Raw genomic sequence first — 21717 nt, 5'->3', positions numbered from 1 at the left:
GGAGGACGGCTGCGCTATCCGCGAATCTCGCGCAGCTTGCGCTCCCAGGCGAGCGCGTCCTTGACGATGCCCTCCAGGTCGGCGTGCGCCGGGCGCCACGGCAGCGTCGCGAGGATGCGGCCGTTGTCCGCGACGAGTTCGCCCGCGTCGCCCAGCCGGCGCTCGGCGAAGCGGCGCTCGATCGTGAGGTTGGTCACCCGGTCGACCGCGTCGAGCACTTCGAGCACCGAATAGCCGCGGCCATAGCCGCAGTTCATCGTGTGGCTTTCGGTCGGGGCTTCGATCAGCTTGTCCAGCGCGGCGACATGCGCGGCGGCGAGATCGGTGACGTGGATATAGTCGCGCACCCCCGTCCCGTCGCGCGTCGCATAGTCGGTGCCGAAGACGGTGACATGGTCGCGCTTGCCCGTCGCCGCCTCGACCGCGATCTTGATGAGATGCGTCGCGCCCGCGGTCGACTGGCCCGCGCGGCCCTGCGGATCGGCGCCAGCGACGTTGAAGTAGCGGAGCGCGCAATAGTTGAGCGGATGCGCGATGCTTACGTCGCGGAGCATCATCTCGGTCATCAGCTTCGACGTGCCATAGGGGTTGATCGGCACGGTCGGCATGTCCTCGGCGACCGGAGAATGCTCGGCCATGCCGTAGAGCGCGGCGGTCGAGGAGAAGATGAAGTGCTTCACGCCGCAGGCGACGGCGCTCTCGATCAGCGCGCGGCTGGCGACGGTGTTGTTGCGGTAATATTTGAGCGGATCGGTGACCGATTCGGGCACGACGATCGAGCCGGCGAAGTGCATCACCGCGACGACGCCGTGCTCGCGCATCGCGCCGCGGACCGCTGCGTCGTCCTCGATATTGGCGCGGACCAGGGTCGCGCGGCCGTCGACCGCCCAGTCGAAGCCGGTGGTGAGGTTGTCGACCACCACCACGCGCCAGCCCGCATCGAGCAGCGCCAGCACGGCGTGGCTGCCGATATAGCCCGCGCCGCCGGTCACCATCACACTGCCTTCGTGCACCCGCGCTACCCCATCGTGCTATTGTCGCCCGTCGTCACAACCCTATCTTTGCGTCTCAGGCAAGGAGTTCAGCATGACGATCGAGACCGCAACGCTCGCAGGTGGCTGTTTCTGGTGCACCGAGGCAGTGTTCAACGACGTGATCGGCGTCCAGTCGGTGGCGAGCGGCTATATCGGCGGCGCGGTCGACAGCCCGACCTACAAGCAGGTGTGCACCGGTACGACCGGCCACGCCGAGGCGATCCGCGTGACCTTCGACACCGATGTCGTGAGCTATGGCGACATCCTCGACATCTTCCTCGGCACGCACGACCCGACCCAGCTCAACCGCCAGGGCAACGACATCGGCACGCAGTACCGCTCGGCGATCTTCCCCCACTCGCCCGAACAGGAAGCCGAGGCCAGGGCGGCGATCGAGCGCGCTGCCGGCGACTGGCCGGCGCCGATCGTCACGACGATCGAGCCGCTCGGCACCTGGTGGCCCGCCGAGGACTATCACCAGGAATATTGGCAGGGCGAGGGGCAGCGGAATCCCTATTGCCTCGCGGTGATCCCGCCCAAGCTCCGGAAGCTGCGCAAGAGCTTCGCCAATCGCGCGAAGGAAGGCGCGGCTGCCTGAGGTGAGCTGGGTCTCCAGCACGCTCGTCTTCGTGCGTGACGTCGACGCGGCGATCGGCTTCTACGTCGATCGCCTCGGCTTCATGCTCGGCATGCGCCACGAGGAGGGCGGGCGGGCGCTCGTCGCCGGGGTGAGCCGCGGCGAGGGCAGTGGGCTGCTGCTGACCTGCCAATGGCCCGAGAAGGTGGGCAGCGGGATCCTGTACGCGGCGCTGGGGGCCGGGGAATTCGAGGGCTTCGTCGCCGAGCTTGCGGCGAAAGGCATAGAGACGGGCGAAGGCTGGTGGGGCAGCCCGCTGGTAATCGTGACCGACCCCGACGGCAACCAGCTGTACTTCCCGCGGCCCGAATAGATACGCCTATCCCTAAACCGTCATCCCGGCGAAAGCCGGGACCCAGGAGTCGCGAGCGACGTCCTTCGTAACCCTGGGTCCCGGCTTTCGCCGGGATGACGGCTTGAGGCGGCAAGCTTAACGAGGATGTGCCGCGCGGCGCAGGCGGTCGTTGATCGCGACGCCGATGCCGCGCTCGGGGACCGGCGCGACCGCGATCCTGGGCTGCGGCGCCGCATCGGCTCGGTGGAGCGCGTCGAAGAGGTTGGCGGCCGCCTCGACCGGGTCGCCCGACGCCGACAGGTTCTCGTCCCCCGCCACCTCGCCGAAGCCGATCAGCCATTCGTCCGCCGCCGCCTCGCGCGTGTCGAGCCGCACCGGCTTGCCCGGGGCATAATGGCTCGCGAGCTGGCCGGGCGCGCTGATCGCCCCCGAAGGCGCGGCGAGCGCCAGTCCCAGCTCCTCCGCCGAGAGCGGGCCGGGGCGCAGGATCGCGCTGTCCTTGACGATCGTCGATTCGAGCCCCGCGGGCGTCGCGCCGTCGTCGATCACCAGCGGGATGCGCCCGGCGAGGCTCGCGGCGACATGTTCGGCGCGGGTCGGGCTGATCGCGCCGCTGGCGTTGGCCGAGGGCGCGGCGAGCGGCTTGGCGCAAGCGGCGAGCAGCGCCTGCATCGCACGGTGCGCCGGCACGCGCACGGCAATCGTGTCGAGCCCCGCGGTCACCAGCGACGCGATCCCCGCCTCGGGGCGCAGCGGCAGCACCAGCGTCAGCGGGCCCGGCCAGAAGCGCTCGGCCAGCGCCCGCGCCGCCTCGTCGAACACCGCGATCCGCTCGGCGGCGGCGAGATCGGGGACATGGACGATCAGCGGGTTGAAGCTCGGCCGCCCCTTGGCCGCGTAGATCCCAGCCACCGCGCGCGACTCGGTCGCGTCGGCGGCGAGGCCGTAGACCGTTTCGGTCGGCACCGCGACGCATTCGCCGGCTCGAATCAGCCGCGCGGCTTCGGCGATCGCGGCCGTGCCGTAGGGGAAGATGCGCGGGCTTGGTTCGCTCACGAAGCCGGCGCTATAGCGCGGCCGACAACAGCACAAGAGAGGGGTCCCGATGTTCACGCCCGCCACCGCCGAACAGCGCTTCGTGCTCGATCATGTCGTGCGCATCGCCGAGCTTTCGGAGGACGCGACGCCGGACATGGTCGAGGCCGTTCTCGAAGGCGCCGGCGCCTTCGCGGCGGGCGAATGGTCGCCGCTCGAGCGGTCGGGCGACGAAGTCGGCCCCAGGCTCACCGCCGAGGGCGTGAAGATGCCCGAAGGCTTCGCCGCCGCGTACAAGGCCTATGTCGACGGCGGCTGGGGCACGATCGGCTCGCCGCCCGAGTTCGGCGGCCAGGGGCTGCCGGTGAGCCTCTCGGCCGCGGTGCTCGAGACGCTGGGCAGCGCCAACATGGGCTTCGCGCTCGCGCCCATCCTCACCGTCGGCGCGATCGAGGCGCTGATGCACCATGGCACGCCCGAGCAAAAGGCGGCCTACCTCCCCCACCTCGCGAGCGGCGCCTGGACCGGCACGATGAACCTCACCGAGCCGCAGGCCGGCTCGGACGTCGGCGCGCTCCGCAGCACCGCGACGCCGCGCGCCGACGGCACATGGTCGATCCGCGGCACCAAGATCTTCATCTCGTTCGGCGACCACGACATGGCCGACAACATCGTCCACCTCGTGCTCGCGCGCACCCCCGATGCGCCGCCGGGGACCAGGGGCATCTCGCTGTTCCTGGTGCCGAAGTACCGGCTCAAGGACGACGGCACGCCCGGCGACTTCAACGACGTCCGCGTCGTCTCGATCGAGCACAAGATGGGGCTGCACGCCTCGCCGACCTGCGTGCTCAGCTTCGGCGATCACGGCGACTGCATCGGCGAGCTCGTCGGCCCCGAGCTGGGCGGGATGCGCGCGATGTTCACGATGATGAACAATGCGCGATTGAACGTCGGCCTCCAGGGCGTGCAGGTCGCCGAACGCGCCACGCAGCGCGCGGTCGCCTATGCGCGCGAGCGAATCCAGTCGGCGCGCGCGGGCTCGCCCAGCCGCGAGTCGGTCGCGATCGTCGAGCATCCCGACGTGCGCCGCATGCTGATGCGGATGAAGGCGCAGACGCAGGCGGCGCGCGCGCTCGTCTATTACGCCTTCGCCCAGCTCGACCGCGCGCGCGCGGGCGATGCCGAGGCGGAGAAGCGCGTCGAGCTGCTCACCCCGCTCGCCAAGGCGCATGGCACCGATCTCGGCAACGAAGTCGCGTCGCTCGGCGTGCAGGTCCACGGCGGCATGGGCTATATCGAGGAGACCGGCGCCGCCCAGCATTTCCGCGACGCGCGGATCACGCCGATCTACGAAGGCACCAACGGTATTCAGGCCGCCGACCTCGTCGGGCGCAAGCTCTCGATGGATAATGGCGGCACCGTGTTCGCGCTGCTCGGCCAGATGCGCGGGCAAGCCGAGGATGCCGGGCTGGTGGCGCTGATCGACGCCTGCGACGACGTGACGCGGCAGTTGCTCGCGTCCGATGTCGATGATCGGCTGGCCGCGAGCTATCCCTTCCTGACGATGCTCTCGGTCGCGGTATGCGGCTGGCTGATGGAAGCGCAGGGGCGGATCGCTGCGGCGAGCGAAGGCGACCCGGCGTTCCTGGGGATGAAGGCCGCGGCGGCGCGCTTCTACGTCGCGCAGGTCGTGCCCGAGGCGATGGGGCTCAAGGCGGCGGCCACGGCTTCGGCGGAGGTGCTCTATGCCGTCGATGCGGAGGCGTTCGCGGCCTGAGCCGGGTCGATTTCAATCAAATCGACCGTCACCCCGGCGAAAGCCGGGGCGACGGTTGGAGCGGAAGGGCGGATCTCAGATCGGCTCGCCCCCATCGGTTTCGTAGAGCGTCAGCTGGCGTTCGGTGAAGCCCAGCCGGCGCCATTCCGCCCGCCACTCGACGAGATGAGGAGCGGTGAAATGCCCGGAGAGCGAGTCGCGGTCGCGCCAGCGCTCGGTGACGTGGAAGAGGCCGGGCTCGAGCACGTCCTCGGCATAGCCATATTGCGCGCAGCCCGGCTCGGCGCGCGACGCGGCGATCATCTTCGCCATCGCCGGGCGCGCTGCGTCCATGGCTTCGGGCGGCACGCGGAAGCTGCCGACGATGAAGAACATGCTATTCCCCCCGCCGCCCCTCGCCGGCGGCGGCCTCATGCTTGCCCTGCTCGCGGCGTTTGAGCAACGTCTCGGTGGCTTGCGCTCGCGCGGGATCGAAGCGATGGCCGAAGGCGAGCCCGAGCATCATCGCGACGCCGCCCGTGCTGCCACGCGCGCGGCGCATCCCCCAGCGGATCAGCGCGGGGAGCGAGACGAGGATCACGACCGCCGCCAGCCAGGGCAGCCACGCGGTCACTTGGCGGGCGCGTCCTTCTTCGGGCGGAGCGAGGTGAAGGCGCGGTCGCCGCGCAGCGCGGTGAGATAGGCGAGCGGGTTCAGCCACGAGCCGTTGCCGCTGTACGAATGCGTCACGAACTCGGCGCGGCCGCTGATCGATTCGAACGGCACCGGCCCGCCCAGCCCCTGTTCGGCGAGCGCGAAGCGGCTGTCGGCCGACTGGTCGCGATTGTCGCCCATCAGGAAGACATGGCCGGCGGGCACGGTGACCGGCGCATAGTCGTCGCCCGGGCTCACATAGCCGCCGCCGAGATCATAGTCGCCCAGGTCGATCGTGTCGTAGCTGACGCCGTTCGGCAGCGTCTCGCGATAGACCGGCAGGCGACACCAGAGCACGCCCTTGTCGTCCGCCTTCTGGAAGCGCGCGAGCATGCCGTCGCACGGAACGTTGGCGTCGACGCGGAGGTTCGCTTCGCCCGCATAGACGCGCGGGACCTGGCGGCCGTTGAGCCAGAGCCGGCTGTGGCGCACCTCGACCGTATCGCCCGGCAGGCCGATCACGCGCTTGATCAGGTCGGCACCGTCGCTCAGCCGCGCGACCGTGACGATGTCGCCGCGCTCGGGCAGCTTGCCGAGGATGCGGCCGGGCACGAAGCCGTTGCCGTGGATCGTCGGCGAGGCATAGGACCAGCCATAGGGATATTTGCTGACGATGAGCCGGTCGCCCGTGAGCAAATTGGGCATCATCGAGGCCGAGGGGATGTAGAAGGGCTTGGCCGCGACTGTCTGGAAGGCGAAGAGGCCGCCCAGGAACAGGGTCCAGCCGGCGATCGTGCGGCGCCAGCCGGGGTTCGGTTTCTCGCTCATCGGAGCCCTCGCGTGAAAAGGGTCAGGCGAGCTCGTGCCGGAGCAGGTCCGCGGCGTCGAGCCCGAGAAGCTGGATATGGTCGCGCACCCGCGGCCAATAGCTGGTGAGGAAACGGTCGCGCTCGGCGACGCGCAGCCGCTCGACTGCGCCCGGCAGCACGAACATGCCGACGCCGCGGCGCACCTCGACATAGCCGTCGTCCTGGAACGACTGGTACGCCTTGGCGACGGTCAGCGGGTTGGCATTATGCTCGGCGGCAAGCGCGCGGACCGACGGGAGCTGGTCCCCGGCACGGTACTGGCCTCGCAGGATCGCGGCGGCGATGATCGCGCGCAGCTTGAGGTATACCGGGCTGTCTTCGTGCTCGAGCGCTGTCATGGTGCCTTAATACACTAATTTCACTATCGGTCCATAGTGGAATCAGTGCGGTTGCTTGTCGTTTGATGCGCCTCACGGCGCATGGCGGCACCGGCCCGCTCCCCCTCCCGGCCACCCATCGGCAGTATCTTGTGGGTAGCCGGGAGGGGGACCGGGCCGGTGCCGCCGAAAACGCGTTCTTCCGCGCGTTTTCCAAACCAACCTTCAACCGTTCCAGATCGTGAGTATCTGGTCGAGCTCCGGGCGAGGCCGCTCCTCCAGCTCGCGGCCCGGCGTGCCGATGAAGATGAAGCCGGCGATGCGCTGGCCCTCGCTGCCGAACAGGTCGCGGACCTCGTCCGAATAGGCCGCCCAGCCGCTGAGCCAGCCGCCTGCGAAGCCCATCGCCGCGGCGGCGTGGAGCAGGTTCATGCATGCGGCCCCGGCCGAGAGTTCCTGCTCCCACACCGGGATCTTGTGCCCCTGGACCGGCGCCGAGAGCACAACCACCAGCGCGGGCGCCTGGCGGGCGAATTCCTCGGCGGCGGCGACGTCGCGCGGGCCGCAGTCGTCCTTCTCGCTCGCGAGGATCGCGCCCATAGTTGCGGCGAGAGTATCGCGCGCTTCGTCGGCGACGATCACGAAGCGCCAGGGAAAGAGCTTGCCATGGTCGGGGGTGCGCGAGGCGAGTCCGACCATCTCGCGCAGCTGCTCGACGCTGGGGCCAGGCGCGACCAGATCGCGCGGCTTGCCCGAGCGGCGTGTAGCGAGCAGGCTGAGCGGGGTGCTGGTGTCGTTGAACATGGCGGGCATCTAGGCGTGGCGGGCGGGAACGCCAACCTCATCCTCATCCGCGACCCATTCAACTTTCGTCGCCCTCATTCCCCGTCATCCCGGCGAAAGCCGGGACCCAGGGCCACGAGCGATGCCTTGCTTGGCTCTGGATCCCGGCTTTCGCGGGGATGACGGCTGAAGGAGAAGGGTCGCCGGTCCCCCAAAGCTTTACACCCGCCCCGTTCCGGCTAGTCTCGCCGCCCATGCGCCGGGCGCCCGCCCGGAAAACCGTTCATGGAGAGCCCACACAGATGGTGGACACCCCGACTGCCGACTCGCCTGCAGAGCCGGACATCACCCACGTCAACCCCGCGGCCCAGAAGGCCTGGTTCGGCCACCCGCGCCAGCTCGCCCGGCTGTTCACCACCGAGATGTGGGAACGCTTCGGCTATTACGGCATGCGCGCGCTGCTCACGCTGTACCTCGCCAACTACTTCCTCTTCTCGGACCGCACCACCAACGGGCTCTACGGCGGCTTCACGGCGCTGGTGTACCTGACCCCGCTCGTCGGCGGACTGCTCGCCGACCGCTACCTCGGCTCGAAGCGATCGGTGAAGTTCGGCGCGATCATCATGTCGCTCGGCTATTTCACCCTCAGCCTCGGCGCCGGGCTCGGCCAGCAGGCGACGCCCTATGCGGTGATCGACGGCACGCGCTACGAAGTCACCGTCGAGGGCAGCGGCAAGCAGGCCCAGCAATATGTCACGCTTGCCGGCGACAAGCTCGCGATCAAGGGCAAGGAAGACGGCAGCGTCGACCTCGTCGCCACCGACGGCCATGTCGCCAAGGCAATTCCCAAGGGCGGGTTCGAGCCCGGCGGCGACCGCAGCTTCCTGTTCACGATGGTGCTGCTCGCGGGCCTTTCGCTGATCACCATGGGCAACGGCTTCTTCAAGCCCAACATCTCGACGATGGTCGGCGAGCTCTACGAACAGGGCGACCGGCGACGCGACGCGGGCTTCACCATCTTCTACATGGGCATCAACCTGGGCTCGCTGTTCTCGCAGCTGCTCTGCCCGTGGCTTCAGGAACATGTCGGCTGGTGGGCGGGCTTCGGCCTCGCCGCGCTGGGCATGCTCTTCTCCTGGTCGCTCATCCAGTTCGACGGCGGCCGGCTCGACGGCTATGGCGAGCCCCCCAAGGACGGCCCCGACCGTTCGATGATCATCTACATCTGCGCGCTCGTCGCGGTGCCGGTGATCCTGTTTCTCTTCACCAACCTGATGAACGCGCCCGAGCCGGTCGAAGGGTCGGGCTTCGTCGGCTATCTCATCGCGCTGCCGCTGATGGGCAAGCTGCTGTTCGGCACCTTCCTGATCGGCATCCCCGCGATCCTGGTCTGGTCGTGGCGCGTCGGCACCAGGACCGAGCTGCAGATGATGCTCGCGGCGATGGTGCTGATCGTGTTCAACGTCGCCTTCTGGACGCTGTTCGAGCAGGCCGGCTCCTCGCTGACGCTGTTCGCCGACCGCAACACCAACCTTTCGGTGTTCGGCTGGTTCTCGATCACGCCGGGGCAGACGCAGTTCTTCAATGCCTTCTTCATCGTCGTGCTCGCCCCGATCATGAGCGTGATGTGGACCTGGCTCGCGTCCAAGGGTCTCGAGCCGACGATTCCGGTGAAGTTCTCCTTCGCGCTCGTCGGGGTCGGGCTCGGCTTCCTGCTGCTCGTCTGGGGCTCGAACTACGCCGATTCGAGCTTTCAGGTCGGCATCTGGTGGCTCGCCGGCCTCTATCTGATCCATTCGATCGCCGAGCTCTGCATCTCGCCGGTGGGCTTGAGCATGATCACCAAGCTCTCGATCGCGCGGATCGTGGGCATGATGATGGGCGTGTGGTTCCTCTCGATCAGCTGCGCGCAGTACGTCGCGGGCGTGGTCGCGCAGTTCGCCAGCGTCGAGACGGTGGGCGGGCAGGTGACCAACCTCGAGGTCAGCCTGCACACCTATGTCGGCGTGTTCACCAATATCGCGATCGTGGCGATCATCGCGGGCGGCGTGCTGTTCCTGCTGTCGTTCCCGCTCAAGAAATGGATGCACGGCGTCAAGTGATCCCGGCGTAACGGCCGCCTCCCCGACCCCTCGGGGAGGCGGCCTCGTCGCCGGTCAGGCCGCGACCGTCTCCGCGGGCATCGGCGGCACGGGCATGTCGGCCTCTCCGGCGAGCCTTTCCCATTCGGTTCGCGCCATGCTCGGCCGTTCCGCCATCCGTGCGATCCAGGCGGCGAGCTGGGGATAGGGCGCGAGCAGCACCCGGCCCTCGGCGCATTGCGGCAGGAACGAGAGCTGGGCGATCAGGTGGAAGTCGGCGAGCGTGGGCTGGTCGCCGACGAGATACGGCCCCTCGCCCATCAGCCGCGCGACTTCGCCCACCGCGACGCCCGCATCGGGCATCGCGCCGGCGATCTTCGCTTCGTCGCACGGCATGCCGAAGCGCGGCGCCACCAGCCGCTGGAAGGCGATCGCGCCGGTGATGCGCGGCGCGAGATAGCAGTCGGCGATGTTGAGCAGCTGGTCCATCCGCGCGGCCTGGCGCGGATCGGCGGGCGTCATCGCCGGTTCGGGCGCGATCCGGTCGATATAGCGCAGGATCGCCTGGACCTCGTAGAGCCTGAACCCGTCATGCTCGAACGCGGGCATCTTGGCGAAGGGCTGGCGCTCGAGATGCTCGGGCGCGCGCTGGCCGCCGAAGCCGAAGGCGGCGAGTTCCCAGTCGAGCCCCTTCTCCTTGAGGACCAGCAGCGGCGAGCGCACATAGGGGCTGCCCGGAATGCCATGGACGATGAACTTGCTCATGCTGCGGTCTCCTCGGTGCTGAAGTCGCGATAAAGGCCGAGCAGCATCGCCCAGCCTTCGCCCAGCGACGGCGCAAGCTTGTCCGCCGCATCGCCGAAGCGCTGGAGGTTGTGATGCGTGAGCGTCACCAGCGTGCCGCTGCCGGCGGGCGTGAAGGCGAGCTCGACTTCGTTCAGAAAGTCGGGATCGTATTTGAAGTCGGCGCCCAGCTGCCAGCCGAGGACGAGGCGGCGCGGCGGATCCCATTCGAGTACCTTGCCCCATTCGCACTCATTCCCTTCCGCGTCGCGCTCGAACCAGCGGCCGCCCTCGCGCGGCTCGACGACGATGTCCTGGAAAGGCGTGGGGGCGATATGGTGGCCCTCGTGCCACCAGCGGCTCATATGGCCGGCGAACAGCTCGAAGGCGCGCGCCGGCGGCACCTTCACTTCGACCGAACGGACAACGGGTGCGATCGTCATTTGCCCTCCTCTTCGCCGACCGCGTCGGCATAGGCCTTGAAGCTGTCGAGCTGCCGGACCCAGAAGCGGTCCAGCCAGTCGCGCATCGCGCCGATCCCGCGCGGATCGAGGCTGTAGATGCGCCGCGTGCCCTGCGCGGTCTCGGTGACGAGCCCGGCGTCCTTGAGCACCTTGAGATGTTGCGACACCGCCGGCCGCGAGACGGGCATGTCGCGCGCGATGTCGACCACCGCGGCAGGGTTCTCCGCGACGCGCTCGAAGACGGCGCGCCTTGTGGGGTCGGCGAGCGCGTCGAGGGCACGCGCGGCGGATGCGTTAGCCATAACTAACGGTTAGTTAGTACTTACGGGTGAGTCAAGCGCAAAACAAAACCCTCTCCCCGCCGGGGGAGAGGGTCGAGACGCGAAGCGTCGAGGGGAGAGGGCTAGGTGCCAGACGATAACCGTCGCACCTAGCCCTCTCCCTCCCGCCGCCTTCGGCGTCGGGTGTCCCTCTCCCCCAAAGGGGAGAGGGGTAGGCGTCACCAGATATGCACGCGCTTCTCGGGCGCGAGGTACAGCTTGTCGCCCGGCTGGATGTTGAACGCCTTGTACCAGGCGTCGACGTTGCGGACGATGCCGTTGACGCGGAACTTGGCCGGGCTGTGCGGATCGGTGAGCAGCGCCTGGCGCTGGGCGTCCTCGCGCACCTTGGCCTGCCAGGCCTGGGCATAGGCGAGGAAGAAGCGCTGGTCGCCGGTCAGCCCGCCGATCACCTTCGCCTTGCCGTGCTTGGCCTGGTAGCGCTGGAACGCGCCATACGCCGCCTCGACGCCGCCGAGGTCGCCGATGTTCTCGCCGAGCGTCAGCTTGCCCTGGATGTGCGTGCCGGGGATCGGCTCATAGGCGTCATACTGGTCCGACAGCGCCTTGGTGCGCTCGCCGAACGCCTTCTTGGCTTCGGGCGTCCACCAGTTCTCGAACTTGCCGGTCGGGCCGAACATGCTGCCCTGGTCGTCGAAGCCATGGCCCATCTCATGGCCGATGATCGCGCCGATCGCGCCATAGTTGACCGCCGGATCGGCGCTGGGGTCGAAATAGGGCGGCTGGAGGATCGCGGCCGGGAAGGTGATCTGGTTGGCCAGCGGGTTGTAATAGGCGTTCACCGTCTGCGGCGTCATCGTCCACAGCGTGCGGTCGACCGGCTTGGCGAAGCGCTGAAGTTCGAGGTCATGGTCGAATTCGGCGCTGCGCATCGCATTGCCGAGCAGGTCATTGCGGTCGATCTTGAGCGTCGAATAGTCGATATACTTGACCGGATGGCCGACGCGCGGCTCGAAGGCGGCGAGCTTGGCGAGCGCGGCGGTCTTGGTCTTCTCGTCCATCCAGGTCGAGCCCGAGATGCGCGCCTGGTAGGAGCCGCGCAGGTTCTCGATCAGCTCGGCCATCTGCTTCTCGGCGGCGGGCGGGAAATATTTGGCGACATAGATCTCGCCGACCGCTTCGCCCATCGCGCCGTTGACCATCTGCACGCCGCGCTTCCAGCGCTCGCGCTTGACCTGTACGCCCGAGAGCGTCTTCGAATAGAAGTCGAAGCTCGCGTCGTCGAACGCCTTGGGCAGCATCGGCGCATTGCCGCTGATGAAGTGGAAGGTCAGATAGGCCTGCCAGGTCGACACCGGCGTGTCGGTGAAGATCTTGCCCATCGCAGCGAGCGCGGTGTTGTTCGCCATCAGCACCTTGGGCGACGACTCGAGCCCCGCGGTCTTGAGCATCAGCGCCCAATCCCAGTCCGGCGCCTTGGCCTCGAGGCCCTCGACCGTCTCGGGATCGTTCATCGCCATCAGGTTGCGGCTCTCCGCCGGCGACCATTGCACCTTGGCGAGCGCGGTCTCGAGCGCGAAGATCGCATCGGCCTTGGCCGACGCATCGGCGACGCCGCCGAGCTCGAGCATGTGCTGGACATAGGCGCGATAGGCCTTGCGGAAATTGTCGTATTTCTCGCCTTCGAGCAGGTAGTTGTCGCGCGCCATGCCGAGGCCGCCCTGGCTGGCGGCGGCGGTGTAGTGCGTCGGATCGGCGAGGTTGGGGATGATGCCGAGGTTGACCGGCGCGGCATAGCCGACGGTCGCGAACAGCACCTGGATCGCCGCCTTGTCGTTCGCCGCGGCGATGCGGTCGAGATAGGGCTTGAGCGGCGCAGTGCCGCGCGCCTCGATCCCGGCCTCGTCCATCCAGCTGGCGTAGAGGTCGCCGATCTGCTGGCCCTTCGCGCCATAGTGCGCAGGGTCCTTGGCCATTTCGTCGAGGATGCCGCGGACGTTGACTTCGGCTTCCTCGGTGAGCTTGACGCCATAGCCGGCCGAGGCGCGGTCGGCGGCGATCTGGGTCTTGGCGGCCCAGCCCCCGTTGGCGAAGGTCCAGAAGTCGTCGCCCGGCTTGACGCTCATGTCCTGCGAGGTGAGGTCGATGCCGAAGGCGCCGTAGCGCGCCTTGTGGCCGGTCGACTGGCTGAGCACCGGCATCGCGACCGCGAGCAGCGCGACGCCCGCCGTCAGGCGAACCAAGTTGTTGATCTTCATGCTATTTGCCCCATGGAATCGCTGAATGGCGAAAGCCTATTGCTCGCAAGACGTGCAGGCAACGCGGAATCACCGCCATTGGGACGACTGGCGCGCGGGTGAGGACGAAGTGGAGAGCTGGCGGGTAGGTGTCGCCTCATTCGGCGAGCAGCGCCTCGTAGAGCGCGAGCATCTCGGCACCGAACAGCGCGAAGGTCACGCATTCGAACTGCGGATTCTCGGCGAGTGCCGCGCGGACCTCGTCGATCGCGATCCGCGCGGCGGGTTCGGCCGGGTAGCGGTAGATGCCCGTGCTGATCGCGGGGAAGGCGATCGTCTCGAACCCGCGCTCGGCGGCGATGGCGAGGCTTTGGCGATAGCAGCTCGCCAGCGTCTCGGGCTCGTCCTTGTCGCCGCCCTGCCAGACCGGGCCGACGGTGTGGATCACGTGACGCGCGGGCAGGCGATAGCCCCTGGTCACCTTGGCCTGCCCCGGCTTGCAACCGCCGAGCAGCCGGCATTCATGGACCAGCTCGGGCCCCGCCGCGCGGTGGATCGCGCCGTCCACGCCGCCGCCGCCGAGCAGCGAGGAATTGGCGGCATTGACGATCGCATCCACCGCCAGCGTGGTGATGTCCACCTGGATGGCGCGGATGCGTGCCCGGTCAGCCATGGACCACGCGATTGGCGACGAGATCGTCGACCACTGCGGGATCGGCGAGCGTGCTGGTGTCGCCCAGGCTCGAGACGTCGCCCTCGGCGATCTTGCGGAGGATGCGACGCATGATCTTGCCCGAGCGCGTCTTGGGCAGCCCCGGCGCGAACTGGATCGCGTCGGGCGAGGCGATCGGGCCGATCTCGGTGCGGACCCATTTCACCAGCTCGATGCGCAGTTCCTCGCTTGGCGAACAGTTCGCGTTGAGCGTCACATAGGCGTAGATGCCCTGGCCCTTGATCTCGTGCGGCATGCCGACCACCGCGGCCTCGGCCACCTTGGGGTGGAGCACCAGCGCGCTCTCGACCTCGGCAGTACCCATGCGATGGCCCGAGACGTTGATCACGTCGTCCACCCGGCCGGTGATCCAATAATAGCCGTCCTCGTCGCGGCGGCAGCCGTCGCCGGTGAAATACTTGCCCTTGTAGGTGGTGAAATAGGTCTGGAAGAAGCGCGCATGGTCGCCCCAGACGGTGCGCATCTGGCCGGGCCAGCTGCGGGTGATGCAGAGGTTGCCCTCGGTCGCGCCGTGCAGCACCTCGCCCTCGGCGTCGACGATCTGGGGGTCGATGCCGGGAAGCGGCCGGGTCGCGCTGCCGGGCTTGAGCGCCGTCGCGCCGGGGAGCGGGGCGATCATCGCGCCGCCGGTCTCGGTCTGCCACCAGGTGTCGACGATCGGGCAGCGGCCCTCGCCGACCACGTCATGGTACCAGCGCCATGCCTCGGGGTTGATCGGCTCGCCGACCGTGCCGAGCAGCTTGAGCGTCTTGCGCGACGTGGCCTGCACGAACCCGTCGCCCTCGCGCATCAGCGCGCGCAGCGCGGTGGGGGCGGTGTAGAGGATCTCGACCTGGTGGCGGTCGACGACCTGCCAGATGCGGCTGGCGTCGGGCCAGTTGGGCACGCCTTCGAACATCAGCGTCGTCGCGCCGTTCGCGAGCGGGCCGTAGACGATGTAGCTGTGCCCGGTGACCCAGCCGATGTCCGCCGCGCACCAATAGACCTGGCCGGGGCGATAGTCGAAGACCAGCTCGTGGGTGTAGCTCGCCCAGAGGAGGTAGCCGCCCGAGCTGTGGAGCACGCCCTTGGGCTTGCCGGTCGATCCCGAGGTGTAGAGGATGAACAGCGGGTCCTCGGCGCCCATCGGCTCGGGGGGGCAATCGGCGGGCACGCGCGCGACAGCCTCGTGGTACCAGACGTCGCGGCCGGGCTGCATCGCCACCGCGCCGCCGGTCGCCTTCACCACGATCACCTTCTCGAGGCAGGGAGTGTGCGCCGCCGCTGCGTCGACATTGGCCTTCAGGGGCACATGCTTGCCGCCGCGCCGGCCCTCGTCGGCGGTGACCACCACGGTCGAATCGCAATCGGTGATCCGCCCGGCGAGCGCTTCGGGCGAGAAGCCGCCGAACACCACCGAATGGATCGCGCCGATCCGCGCGCAGGCGAGGATCGCGAACGCCGCCTCGGGGATCATCGGCATGTAGACGGTGACGCGGTCGCCCTTCTTGACGCCCTGGTCGCGCAGCACGTTGGCGAAGCGGCAGACCGCTTCGTAGAGCTCGAGATAGCTGATGTGGCGCGAGGGCTCGCTGGGAACGTCGGGCTCCCAGATGATCGCGGTGTCGCGGCCGCGGCTGGCGAGGTGGCGATCGATGCAATTGGCCGCGACGTTGAGCTTGCCGTCGGCGAACCAGCGGATGTGGAAGTCGGCCTCGTCGAACGACCAGTCGCCGGCGAGCTCGGGGCGCTTGATCCAGTCGAGCCGCTTCGCCTGCTCGAGCCAGAAGCTGCCCGGATCGGCGAGGCTGCGGCCATGGAGCGTCTCATACCCTTCCGCATCGACGCGGGCGCGGCGCGCCCAGGTTTCGGGGACGGGGTAGATGGTCTCGCTCATGGCGCTCCGCTCCTGCTTTTCGGCTTCCCCATGCGAAGCCGAGCGCGCCGAGGCAAGCGCAGAAATCCTGCGACTTGTTTTCCAGGTTAGCCGACGCGAGCGCTCGCGCATGGCAGCTTCGACGGGGAAACCGCACCCTCGCACGCGCGCCGCGGGAACGACTTCGAAACCGTTCCGTTTGCGCTTCGACCCGCATCGCGCGCGGGGTTCGAGACAAATTGCGACAATATTTCGGTGGAACTGTTCGCCGGGACAACCATCTAGGACGCCATGGCCAAACGCCCCCTCGCCCTGATTCTCGCCGCTGCGGCACTGCCGCTGGCAGGCTGTGCCGTCGGCCCGGACTATCATCCGAAGCCCGCCAGCGAGCTCGGCGTGCCCGAGGCCTATTCGGTGCCCGCCGACAGCAGCCGCGAGGACCTGGCCGAGTGGTGGAAGAAATTCGACGATCCCCTGCTCGGCCAATTGGTCGAGCAGGGGCGCGCGGCGAACCTCGACGTCGGCCAGGCGGTCGCGCGGCTGCGCCAGGCACGCGAATCGCTCGTCCAGGCGCGCGCCGCGCTGCTGCCGGCGGTGACCGCCTCGGGCGGGGTTTCGCGCAACCAGGGAGTTACCGGCACCGGCGGCTTCGCGGACAACAGCAGCTTCTCGATCGGCGCCGACGCCAGCTACCAGGTCGACCTGTTCGGCGGCAATCGCCGCAACACCGAGGCGGCGGGCGCGGCGGCGGAAGCGGCGAGCTACGACGTCGCCGCGGTGCTGATCTCGGTCGAGGCCGAGATCGCGCGCAACTATGTGCTCGCCCGGCTTGCCCAGGCGCAGCTCGCCAATGCACGCGACAGCCTGGGCATCCAGGACGACAATCTCCAGATCGCGCAGTGGCGCGTCCAGGCAGGCCTCGTCTCGTCGATCGACGCCGAGACGGCACGCGCGCAGCGGGCGCAGACCGCCGCGAGCATCCCCAGCCTCGAATCGGCGTACAACGGCTATGTCTCGCGGATCGGCGTGCTGACCGGCCAGGCGCCGGGCGCGCTCAAGGGCCAGCTCGAAGCGGTGAAGCCGATCCCGGCCGGACCGTCGAGCGTCGCCGCGGGCATCCCCGCCGATACGCTCCGCCAGCGCCCCGACGTCCGCTCGGCCGAGCGCAACCTCGCCGCCGCCAGCGCGCGGATCGGGGTCGCCGAGGCGCAGCTCTATCCGCAGCTCTCGATCGGAGGGAGCCTCGGCTCGGGCGGCGGCACGGTGGGCTCGCTGTTCGACGTGATCACCGGGCGCCTTTTCGCCAACATCGCGCAGACGATCTTCGACGGCGGCCGCTTGAAGAGCCAGGTCCGCTCGGCCGAAGCCGCGGCCGAGGGCTCGTTCCTCGCCTATAAGTCGAGCGTCCTCTCCGCGCTCGAGGACAGCGAGAATGCGATCGTGGCGCTCAAGGCAGCGCAGGACCGCGCGGCGCAATACGCCGTCGCGCTCGAGGCTTCGAACAACCAGGCGATCCTCGCGCGGATGCAATATCGCTCGGGGCTCACCGACTTTACTACGCTCAACCAGGCCGAAAGCGCATTGCTCTCGGCGAGGAACGGGCTCTCCCAGGCCAAGTCCGACGAGGCGACCGCGCTGATCGCGCTCTACCTCGCGCTCGGCGGCGGCTGGGACCTGAACTCCACTCCCGAGGCGACCGCGAATGGCCAATGACACCACCGACCTCAACGAGTTCCTCGGCACGCCCAGGCAGGCGTGGTGGCGCCGCTACCTCAAATGGGTGGCGGTCGCCGCAGGCGTCGTGGTGCTCGTGCTCATCGCCTGGTCGTTCTTCGGAACGAGCAGCAAGACCGAATATGCCACCGCCGACGTCCAGCGCGGGAACCTCAGCGTCACGGTCTCGGCGACGGGCAAGCTCGCGCCGACCAACCAGGTGCAGGTCGGCTCCGAGCTTTCGGGCCTGGTCGAGAGCGTGATGGTCGACGTCAACGACCGCGTGACCAAGGGCCAGCCGCTCGCGGTGCTCGACACCTCGCGGCTGGACGACGCCATCCGCCAGAGCGAGGCGGCGCTCGCCTCGGCGCGGGCGAACGTCGCGCAGCAGCAGGCGACGCTCCAGCAGGACCGCGCGCAGCTCTCGCGGCTCCAGGAAGTCAGCAAGCTCTCGGGCGGGCGCGTGCCGGCGAAGACCGAGATGGAGCAGGCGCAGGCGGCCGTCGCGCGCGACGTCGCGACGGTGCACGCGGCGCAGGCGAATGTCGTCTCCGCCCAGGCCGACCTCTCTTCGAACCAGACGCAGCGCTACAAGGCGGTGATCCGCTCGCCGGTGAACGGCGTGGTGCTCGCGCGCCAGATCGACGCGGGCCAGACCGTCGCCGCCTCGTTCAACACCCCGACGCTGTTCGTGATCGCCGAGGACCTCAGCGCGATGGAGCTGCAGGTCGCGATCGACGAGGCCGACGTCGGCGAAGTCAAGGAAGGGCAGCAGGCGACCTTCACCGTCGACGCCTTCCCGGGCCAGACCTTCCCGGCACGGATCACTCGCGTCGACCTGGGCTCGAACCTGTCGGCGACGGCGAGCTCGTCCTCCGCCTCCACGTCGACGACGAGCACCCAGGTGGTCTCCTATGCCGCAACGCTGTCGGTCCAGAATCCCGACCTCAAGCTGCGTCCCGGCATGACCGCGACCGCCGAGATCACCACCACCCAGCGGCCCAATGTGCTGCTCGTGCCCAATGCCGCGCTACGCTTCACGCCGGCGACGCCGCAGGCGGCGAGCACCGGCCAGGGCGGCATCGCCGGTGCGCTGGTGCCGTCGCGGCGGCGCGGCGGCGGCGCGGAGAAGGCGGCGGGCGGGCGGAGCACCGGCCAGACCGTCTATGTGCTCGGCGACGACGGCAAGCCGCAGAAGATCGACATCACCACCGGCGTCACCAACGGCACGATGACCGAAGTCACCGGTGGTGGGCTCCAGCCCGGGATGAAGGTGATCACCGGCCAGCTCGCGGGCGACAGCTCGAAGCGCAGCGGCGGCAGCGGCGGCGGCCAGCGACGCTCGGGCGGTGCCGGCGGCCAGGGCGGGGGAGGCCAGCGTGGCGGGAGCCAGTGACCTGCCGCTGATCCGGCTGAAGGGCGTCACCAAGACCTATGGCGAGGGGCCGACCGCGTTCCAGGCGCTGAAGGGCATCGACCTCGACATCCGGCAAGGCGATTTCGTCGCGGTGATGGGACCCTCGGGCTCGGGCAAGTCGACGACGATGAACATCCTCGGCTGCCTGGACGTGCCGACCGGCGGCGAGTTCCTGTTCAAGGGCGTCCATGTCGAGCGGCTCGACCGCGACCAGCGCGCGCTGCTGCGGCGGAAATACCTCGGTTTCGTCTTCCAGGGCTTCAACCTGCTCGCGCGCACCTCGGCGCTCGAGAATGTCGAGCTGCCCCTCCTCTACCGCGGCGATCCCCGCGCCGAGCGGCGCGCGGCGGCGCTGGCGGCGCTCGACAAGGTGGGGCTCAAGGACTGGTGGGACCATACGCCCGCCGAGCTCTCCGGCGGCCAGCAGCAGCGCGTCGCGATCGCGCGCGCGATCGTCACCAGTCCCGCGGTGCTGCTGGCCGACGAGCCGACCGGCAACCTCGATTCGGAGCGCTCGATCGAAATCATGCAGCTGCTCACCGAACTCAACCGCACCAGCGGCATCACCGTGCTGATGGTCACGCACGAGCCCGACATGGCGGCGTTCGCGCACACCATCGTCCACTTCAAGGACGGGATGGTCGAGCGAGTCGACCAGGGCAAGGGCGTGGGAGTTCCGGCCTGATGTTCGGCACCACCTTCATCCTCGCGATCCGATCGATCTCGCGGCACAAGCTCCGCTCGTTCCTCACCACGCTCGGCATCATCATCGGCGTGGCGGCGGTGGTGGCGATGGTGACGCTGGGCAAGGCGACCACCGCGGCGGTGCAGAAGCAGATCTCGGCGCTCGGCACCAACGTGTTGCAGATCCGCCCCGGCCAGGGCTTCGGCCGCGGCGGCGGCGGCCCGCGCCCGCCCGACTTCACGCCCGAGGACGTCGCCGCGCTGCGCGAGCAGATCGCCGGCGTCACGGCGGTCGCGCCGCAGGTCAGCACCAGCGTCACCGCGATCTACAACGGCGCCAACTGGTCGACGACGCTAAACGGCACCACCAACGACATCTTCGTCGTCCAGCCCTGGCCGCTCGTCTCGGGGCGGACGTGGACGCGCGCCGAGGAACAGGCCGGCAAGGGCGTGTGCATCATCGGCAATACGGTGAAGACCAACCTCTTCCGAAACGCCGATCCGGTCGGCCAGCGGCTGCGCGTCAACGGCATCTCGTGCGACGTCATCGGGCTGCTCTCGACGCGCGGCCAGGCCGGCTTCGGCGGCGACCAGGACGATGTGGTGGTGATGCCGATCAAGCAGGTCCAGCGCCGCTTCACCGGCGACCGCAACATCAAGCTGATGATGGTCGGCGTCGATCCCGCCTATGACAGCGGGCAGATCCAGGATTCGATCTCGACGCTGCTGCGCGAGCGGCGGAGCATCACCGGCGGCAAGCAGGACGATTTCAACATCTTCGACACCGCGCAGATCAGCGCGACGCTGACCGGCACGACGACGCTGCTCACCGGCATCGTCGCGGCGGTGGCGGGGATCAGCCTGGTGGTCGGCGGGATCGGGATCATGAACATCATGCTCGTCTCGGTGACCGAGCGCACGCGCGAGATCGGTATCCGCCTGGCGATCGGCGCGGTGGCGGCCGAAGTGCTGATGCAGTTCCTGGTCGAGGCAGTGGTGCTCTCGTGCCTGGGCGGGCTGATCGGGCTATTGCTCGCGCAGCTGGTGGTGCTGGGGCTCGCGCCGGTGATGCAGGTCGACTGGATGTTCGACCCACAGATCAACATGATCGCCTTCGCGATCTCGGCGGCGATCGGCGTGGTCTTCGGCTATTTCCCGGCGCGCCGCGCGGCCGGGCTCAACCCGATCGACGCGCTGCGGCACGAATAGCTCAGGGCAGCAGCCCCAATTGCTTGCCGATGATCCGGTCGAACAGCCGCTTGGGGATCCACGGGACGATCCGTGCCTCGAGCATGTTGCGCGCCGCGGCATAGCGTACCCGCGGCTTCCGCGCGGTGAGGATGCGGTGGATCGTCTTGCCGAGCTGCTCGGCGGTGAGGCCCGCGCGGCCGGTCTCTGCCATGAAGGTGCGGACGCGCTCGAGCGGCTCGGCGTAGATCGTGCCGGCATAGGGCGCGATGTCGAGCGCGTCGGCCTTGTCCCAGATCGGCGTGCGCACGCCCGCGGGACCGAGCACGATCACGTCGATCCCGAACGGCAGCAGCTCGCGCCGCAGCGCCTCCGACAGCCCCTCGAGCCCGAACTTCGAGGCGTTGTACGGCGCCATGAACGGAAAGGCGGTCTTGCCGCCGACCGAGCTGATGTTGAGGATCCGCCCCGGCGGCCCCGCGCGCGACGGGTCGGCGCCGAGCAGCGGCGCGAAGGCCTGCGTCGCGATCACCACGCCGGTGAGGTTGACTTCCAGCTGCAGCCGGAAGTCGTCGACCGGCAGGTGGATCAGCGGGCCTGCGACGGCGATCCCCGCATTGTTGACCAGCGCCCCGAGCCTGCGCCCGGCCAACGCCTCGGCGACCTGTGCGGCGCCGGCGCGGACCGCCGCCTCGTCGGTCACGTCGAACACCAGCGGGGTGAAGCGCTCGCCCAACTCGACCGCGAGCCGATCGGCATCGGCCTGTTTGCGCACGCTGCCGAACACCCGCCAGCCGTTGTCGGCCAGCACCTTGCACGCCGCCCAGCCGATCCCGGTCGAAGCGCCGGTGACGACGGCGCTGTGTTCGATTGTCCCGTGAGGCAAAACCACCCCCCTCGC

At 68.8% G+C, this 21717-nt stretch carries 22 protein-coding genes; 8 read left to right on the top strand and 14 right to left on the bottom strand.

The features are described 5' to 3' along the window. Positions 1-14: 14 nt before the first annotated feature. Entirely contained in the window at positions 15-1013 is a 999-nt protein-coding gene (galE, locus tag J7495_RS14220) for a UDP-glucose 4-epimerase GalE (protein ID WP_294057289.1), read from the bottom strand. 73 nt (positions 1014-1086) lie between these two features. On the opposite strand from galE, the gene msrA reads away from it, so the two are divergent. Both msrA and J7495_RS14210 read left to right on the top strand, forming a co-directional pair. After that, on the top strand, positions 1087-1632 hold the full coding sequence (gene msrA, locus J7495_RS14215) for a peptide-methionine (S)-S-oxide reductase MsrA (RefSeq protein WP_294057288.1): 546 nt from the start codon (positions 1087-1089) through the stop codon (positions 1630-1632). 1 nt (position 1633) lies between these two features. Then, entirely contained in the window at positions 1634-1984 is a 351-nt protein-coding gene (locus tag J7495_RS14210; RefSeq protein ID WP_294057287.1) for a VOC family protein, read from the top strand. A gap of 117 nt (positions 1985-2101) precedes the next feature. Here J7495_RS14210 and J7495_RS14205 read toward each other — a convergent pair whose 3' ends face one another. Further along, the gene (locus tag J7495_RS14205; protein WP_294057286.1) at positions 2102-3022 is read right to left on the bottom strand and encodes an L-threonylcarbamoyladenylate synthase; all 921 of its coding nucleotides are present in this window, start codon (positions 3020-3022) and stop codon (positions 2102-2104) included. 49 nt (positions 3023-3071) lie between these two features. On the opposite strand from J7495_RS14205, the gene J7495_RS14200 reads away from it, so the two are divergent. After that, entirely contained in the window at positions 3072-4778 is a 1707-nt protein-coding gene (locus J7495_RS14200; RefSeq protein ID WP_294057285.1) for an acyl-CoA dehydrogenase, read from the top strand. 75 nt (positions 4779-4853) lie between these two features. On the opposite strand, the gene J7495_RS14195 is transcribed toward J7495_RS14200, so the two are convergent. The 5 genes from J7495_RS14195 to J7495_RS14175 all read right to left on the bottom strand — a co-directional run bounded on the left by J7495_RS14195 (position 4854) and on the right by J7495_RS14175 (position 7401). Beyond that, positions 4854-5153, bottom strand: a complete 300-nt coding sequence (locus tag J7495_RS14195; protein ID WP_294057284.1) for a putative quinol monooxygenase — start codon at positions 5151-5153, stop codon at positions 4854-4856. A gap of 1 nt (position 5154) precedes the next feature. Next, positions 5155-5391: a hypothetical protein gene (locus tag J7495_RS14190; RefSeq protein WP_294057283.1), complete on the bottom strand. Its 237-nt coding sequence runs from the start codon at positions 5389-5391 to the stop codon at positions 5155-5157. After that, positions 5388-6239, bottom strand: coding sequence for a signal peptidase I (lepB, locus tag J7495_RS14185; protein WP_294057282.1), 852 nt, complete (start codon positions 6237-6239; stop codon positions 5388-5390). The genes J7495_RS14190 and lepB overlap by 4 nt, the downstream gene beginning before the upstream one ends. Positions 6240-6261: 22 nt before the next feature. Next, entirely contained in the window at positions 6262-6618 is a 357-nt protein-coding gene (locus tag J7495_RS14180; RefSeq protein WP_294057281.1) for a GntR family transcriptional regulator, read from the bottom strand. A 204-nt stretch (positions 6619-6822) separates the two neighbouring features. After that, positions 6823-7401: a nitroreductase gene (locus J7495_RS14175; protein WP_294057310.1), complete on the bottom strand. Its 579-nt coding sequence runs from the start codon at positions 7399-7401 to the stop codon at positions 6823-6825. A 281-nt stretch (positions 7402-7682) separates the two neighbouring features. Here J7495_RS14175 and J7495_RS14170 point away from each other — a divergent pair, with 281 nt between their 5' ends. Next, complete coding sequence (locus tag J7495_RS14170; RefSeq protein ID WP_294057279.1) at positions 7683-9482, top strand: peptide MFS transporter; 1800 nt, start codon at positions 7683-7685, stop codon at positions 9480-9482. Between the two features lie 54 nt (positions 9483-9536). Here the strand turns inward: J7495_RS14170 and J7495_RS14165 are convergent, their stop codons facing one another. The 6 genes from J7495_RS14165 to acs all read right to left on the bottom strand — a co-directional run bounded on the left by J7495_RS14165 (position 9537) and on the right by acs (position 15835). Continuing rightward, complete coding sequence (locus tag J7495_RS14165; protein WP_294057278.1) at positions 9537-10226, bottom strand: glutathione S-transferase family protein; 690 nt, start codon at positions 10224-10226, stop codon at positions 9537-9539. Beyond that, a complete protein-coding gene (locus tag J7495_RS14160) occupies positions 10223-10687 on the bottom strand; it encodes an SRPBCC family protein (RefSeq protein ID WP_294057277.1) in 465 nt (154 codons plus the stop codon). The genes J7495_RS14165 and J7495_RS14160 overlap by 4 nt, the downstream gene beginning before the upstream one ends. Then, complete coding sequence (locus tag J7495_RS14155; RefSeq protein WP_294057276.1) at positions 10684-11010, bottom strand: metalloregulator ArsR/SmtB family transcription factor; 327 nt, start codon at positions 11008-11010, stop codon at positions 10684-10686. The genes J7495_RS14160 and J7495_RS14155 overlap by 4 nt, the downstream gene beginning before the upstream one ends. Before the next feature lie 197 nt (positions 11011-11207). After that, positions 11208-13247, bottom strand: a complete 2040-nt coding sequence (locus J7495_RS14150; RefSeq protein ID WP_294057275.1) for a M13 family metallopeptidase — start codon at positions 13245-13247, stop codon at positions 11208-11210. A gap of 136 nt (positions 13248-13383) precedes the next feature. After that, the gene (locus J7495_RS14145) at positions 13384-13899 is read right to left on the bottom strand and encodes an O-acetyl-ADP-ribose deacetylase (RefSeq protein ID WP_294057274.1); all 516 of its coding nucleotides are present in this window, start codon (positions 13897-13899) and stop codon (positions 13384-13386) included. Continuing rightward, a complete protein-coding gene (acs, locus tag J7495_RS14140) occupies positions 13892-15835 on the bottom strand; it encodes an acetate--CoA ligase (protein ID WP_294057273.1) in 1944 nt (647 codons plus the stop codon). The genes J7495_RS14145 and acs overlap by 8 nt, the downstream gene beginning before the upstream one ends. Before the next feature lie 270 nt (positions 15836-16105). Here acs and J7495_RS14135 point away from each other — a divergent pair, with 270 nt between their 5' ends. The 4 genes from J7495_RS14135 to J7495_RS14120 are packed head-to-tail and all read left to right on the top strand — an operon-like array spanning position 16106 to position 20837. Beyond that, positions 16106-17527: an efflux transporter outer membrane subunit gene (locus J7495_RS14135; RefSeq protein WP_294057272.1), complete on the top strand. Its 1422-nt coding sequence runs from the start codon at positions 16106-16108 to the stop codon at positions 17525-17527. Beyond that, complete coding sequence (locus J7495_RS14130; protein WP_294057271.1) at positions 17517-18923, top strand: efflux RND transporter periplasmic adaptor subunit; 1407 nt, start codon at positions 17517-17519, stop codon at positions 18921-18923. Before J7495_RS14135 ends, J7495_RS14130 begins: the two co-directional genes overlap by 11 nt. Further along, complete coding sequence (locus tag J7495_RS14125) at positions 18907-19629, top strand: ABC transporter ATP-binding protein (RefSeq protein ID WP_294057270.1); 723 nt, start codon at positions 18907-18909, stop codon at positions 19627-19629. The genes J7495_RS14130 and J7495_RS14125 overlap by 17 nt, the downstream gene beginning before the upstream one ends. Then, on the top strand, positions 19629-20837 hold the full coding sequence (locus J7495_RS14120) for an ABC transporter permease (protein ID WP_294057269.1): 1209 nt from the start codon (positions 19629-19631) through the stop codon (positions 20835-20837). The genes J7495_RS14125 and J7495_RS14120 overlap by 1 nt, the downstream gene beginning before the upstream one ends. A gap of 1 nt (position 20838) precedes the next feature. On the opposite strand, the gene J7495_RS14115 is transcribed toward J7495_RS14120, so the two are convergent. Beyond that, complete coding sequence (locus J7495_RS14115) at positions 20839-21702, bottom strand: SDR family NAD(P)-dependent oxidoreductase (RefSeq protein WP_294057267.1); 864 nt, start codon at positions 21700-21702, stop codon at positions 20839-20841. Positions 21703-21717 lie beyond the last annotated feature (15 nt).

Source organism: Sphingomonas sp., from assembly GCF_017745215.1.
In the GTDB taxonomy this organism is placed as follows: Bacteria; Pseudomonadota; Alphaproteobacteria; order Sphingomonadales; family Sphingomonadaceae; genus Sphingomonas.
Note: the sequence above shows the minus strand (reverse complement) of the source record. Positions and strands in the feature narration are given on the sequence as shown.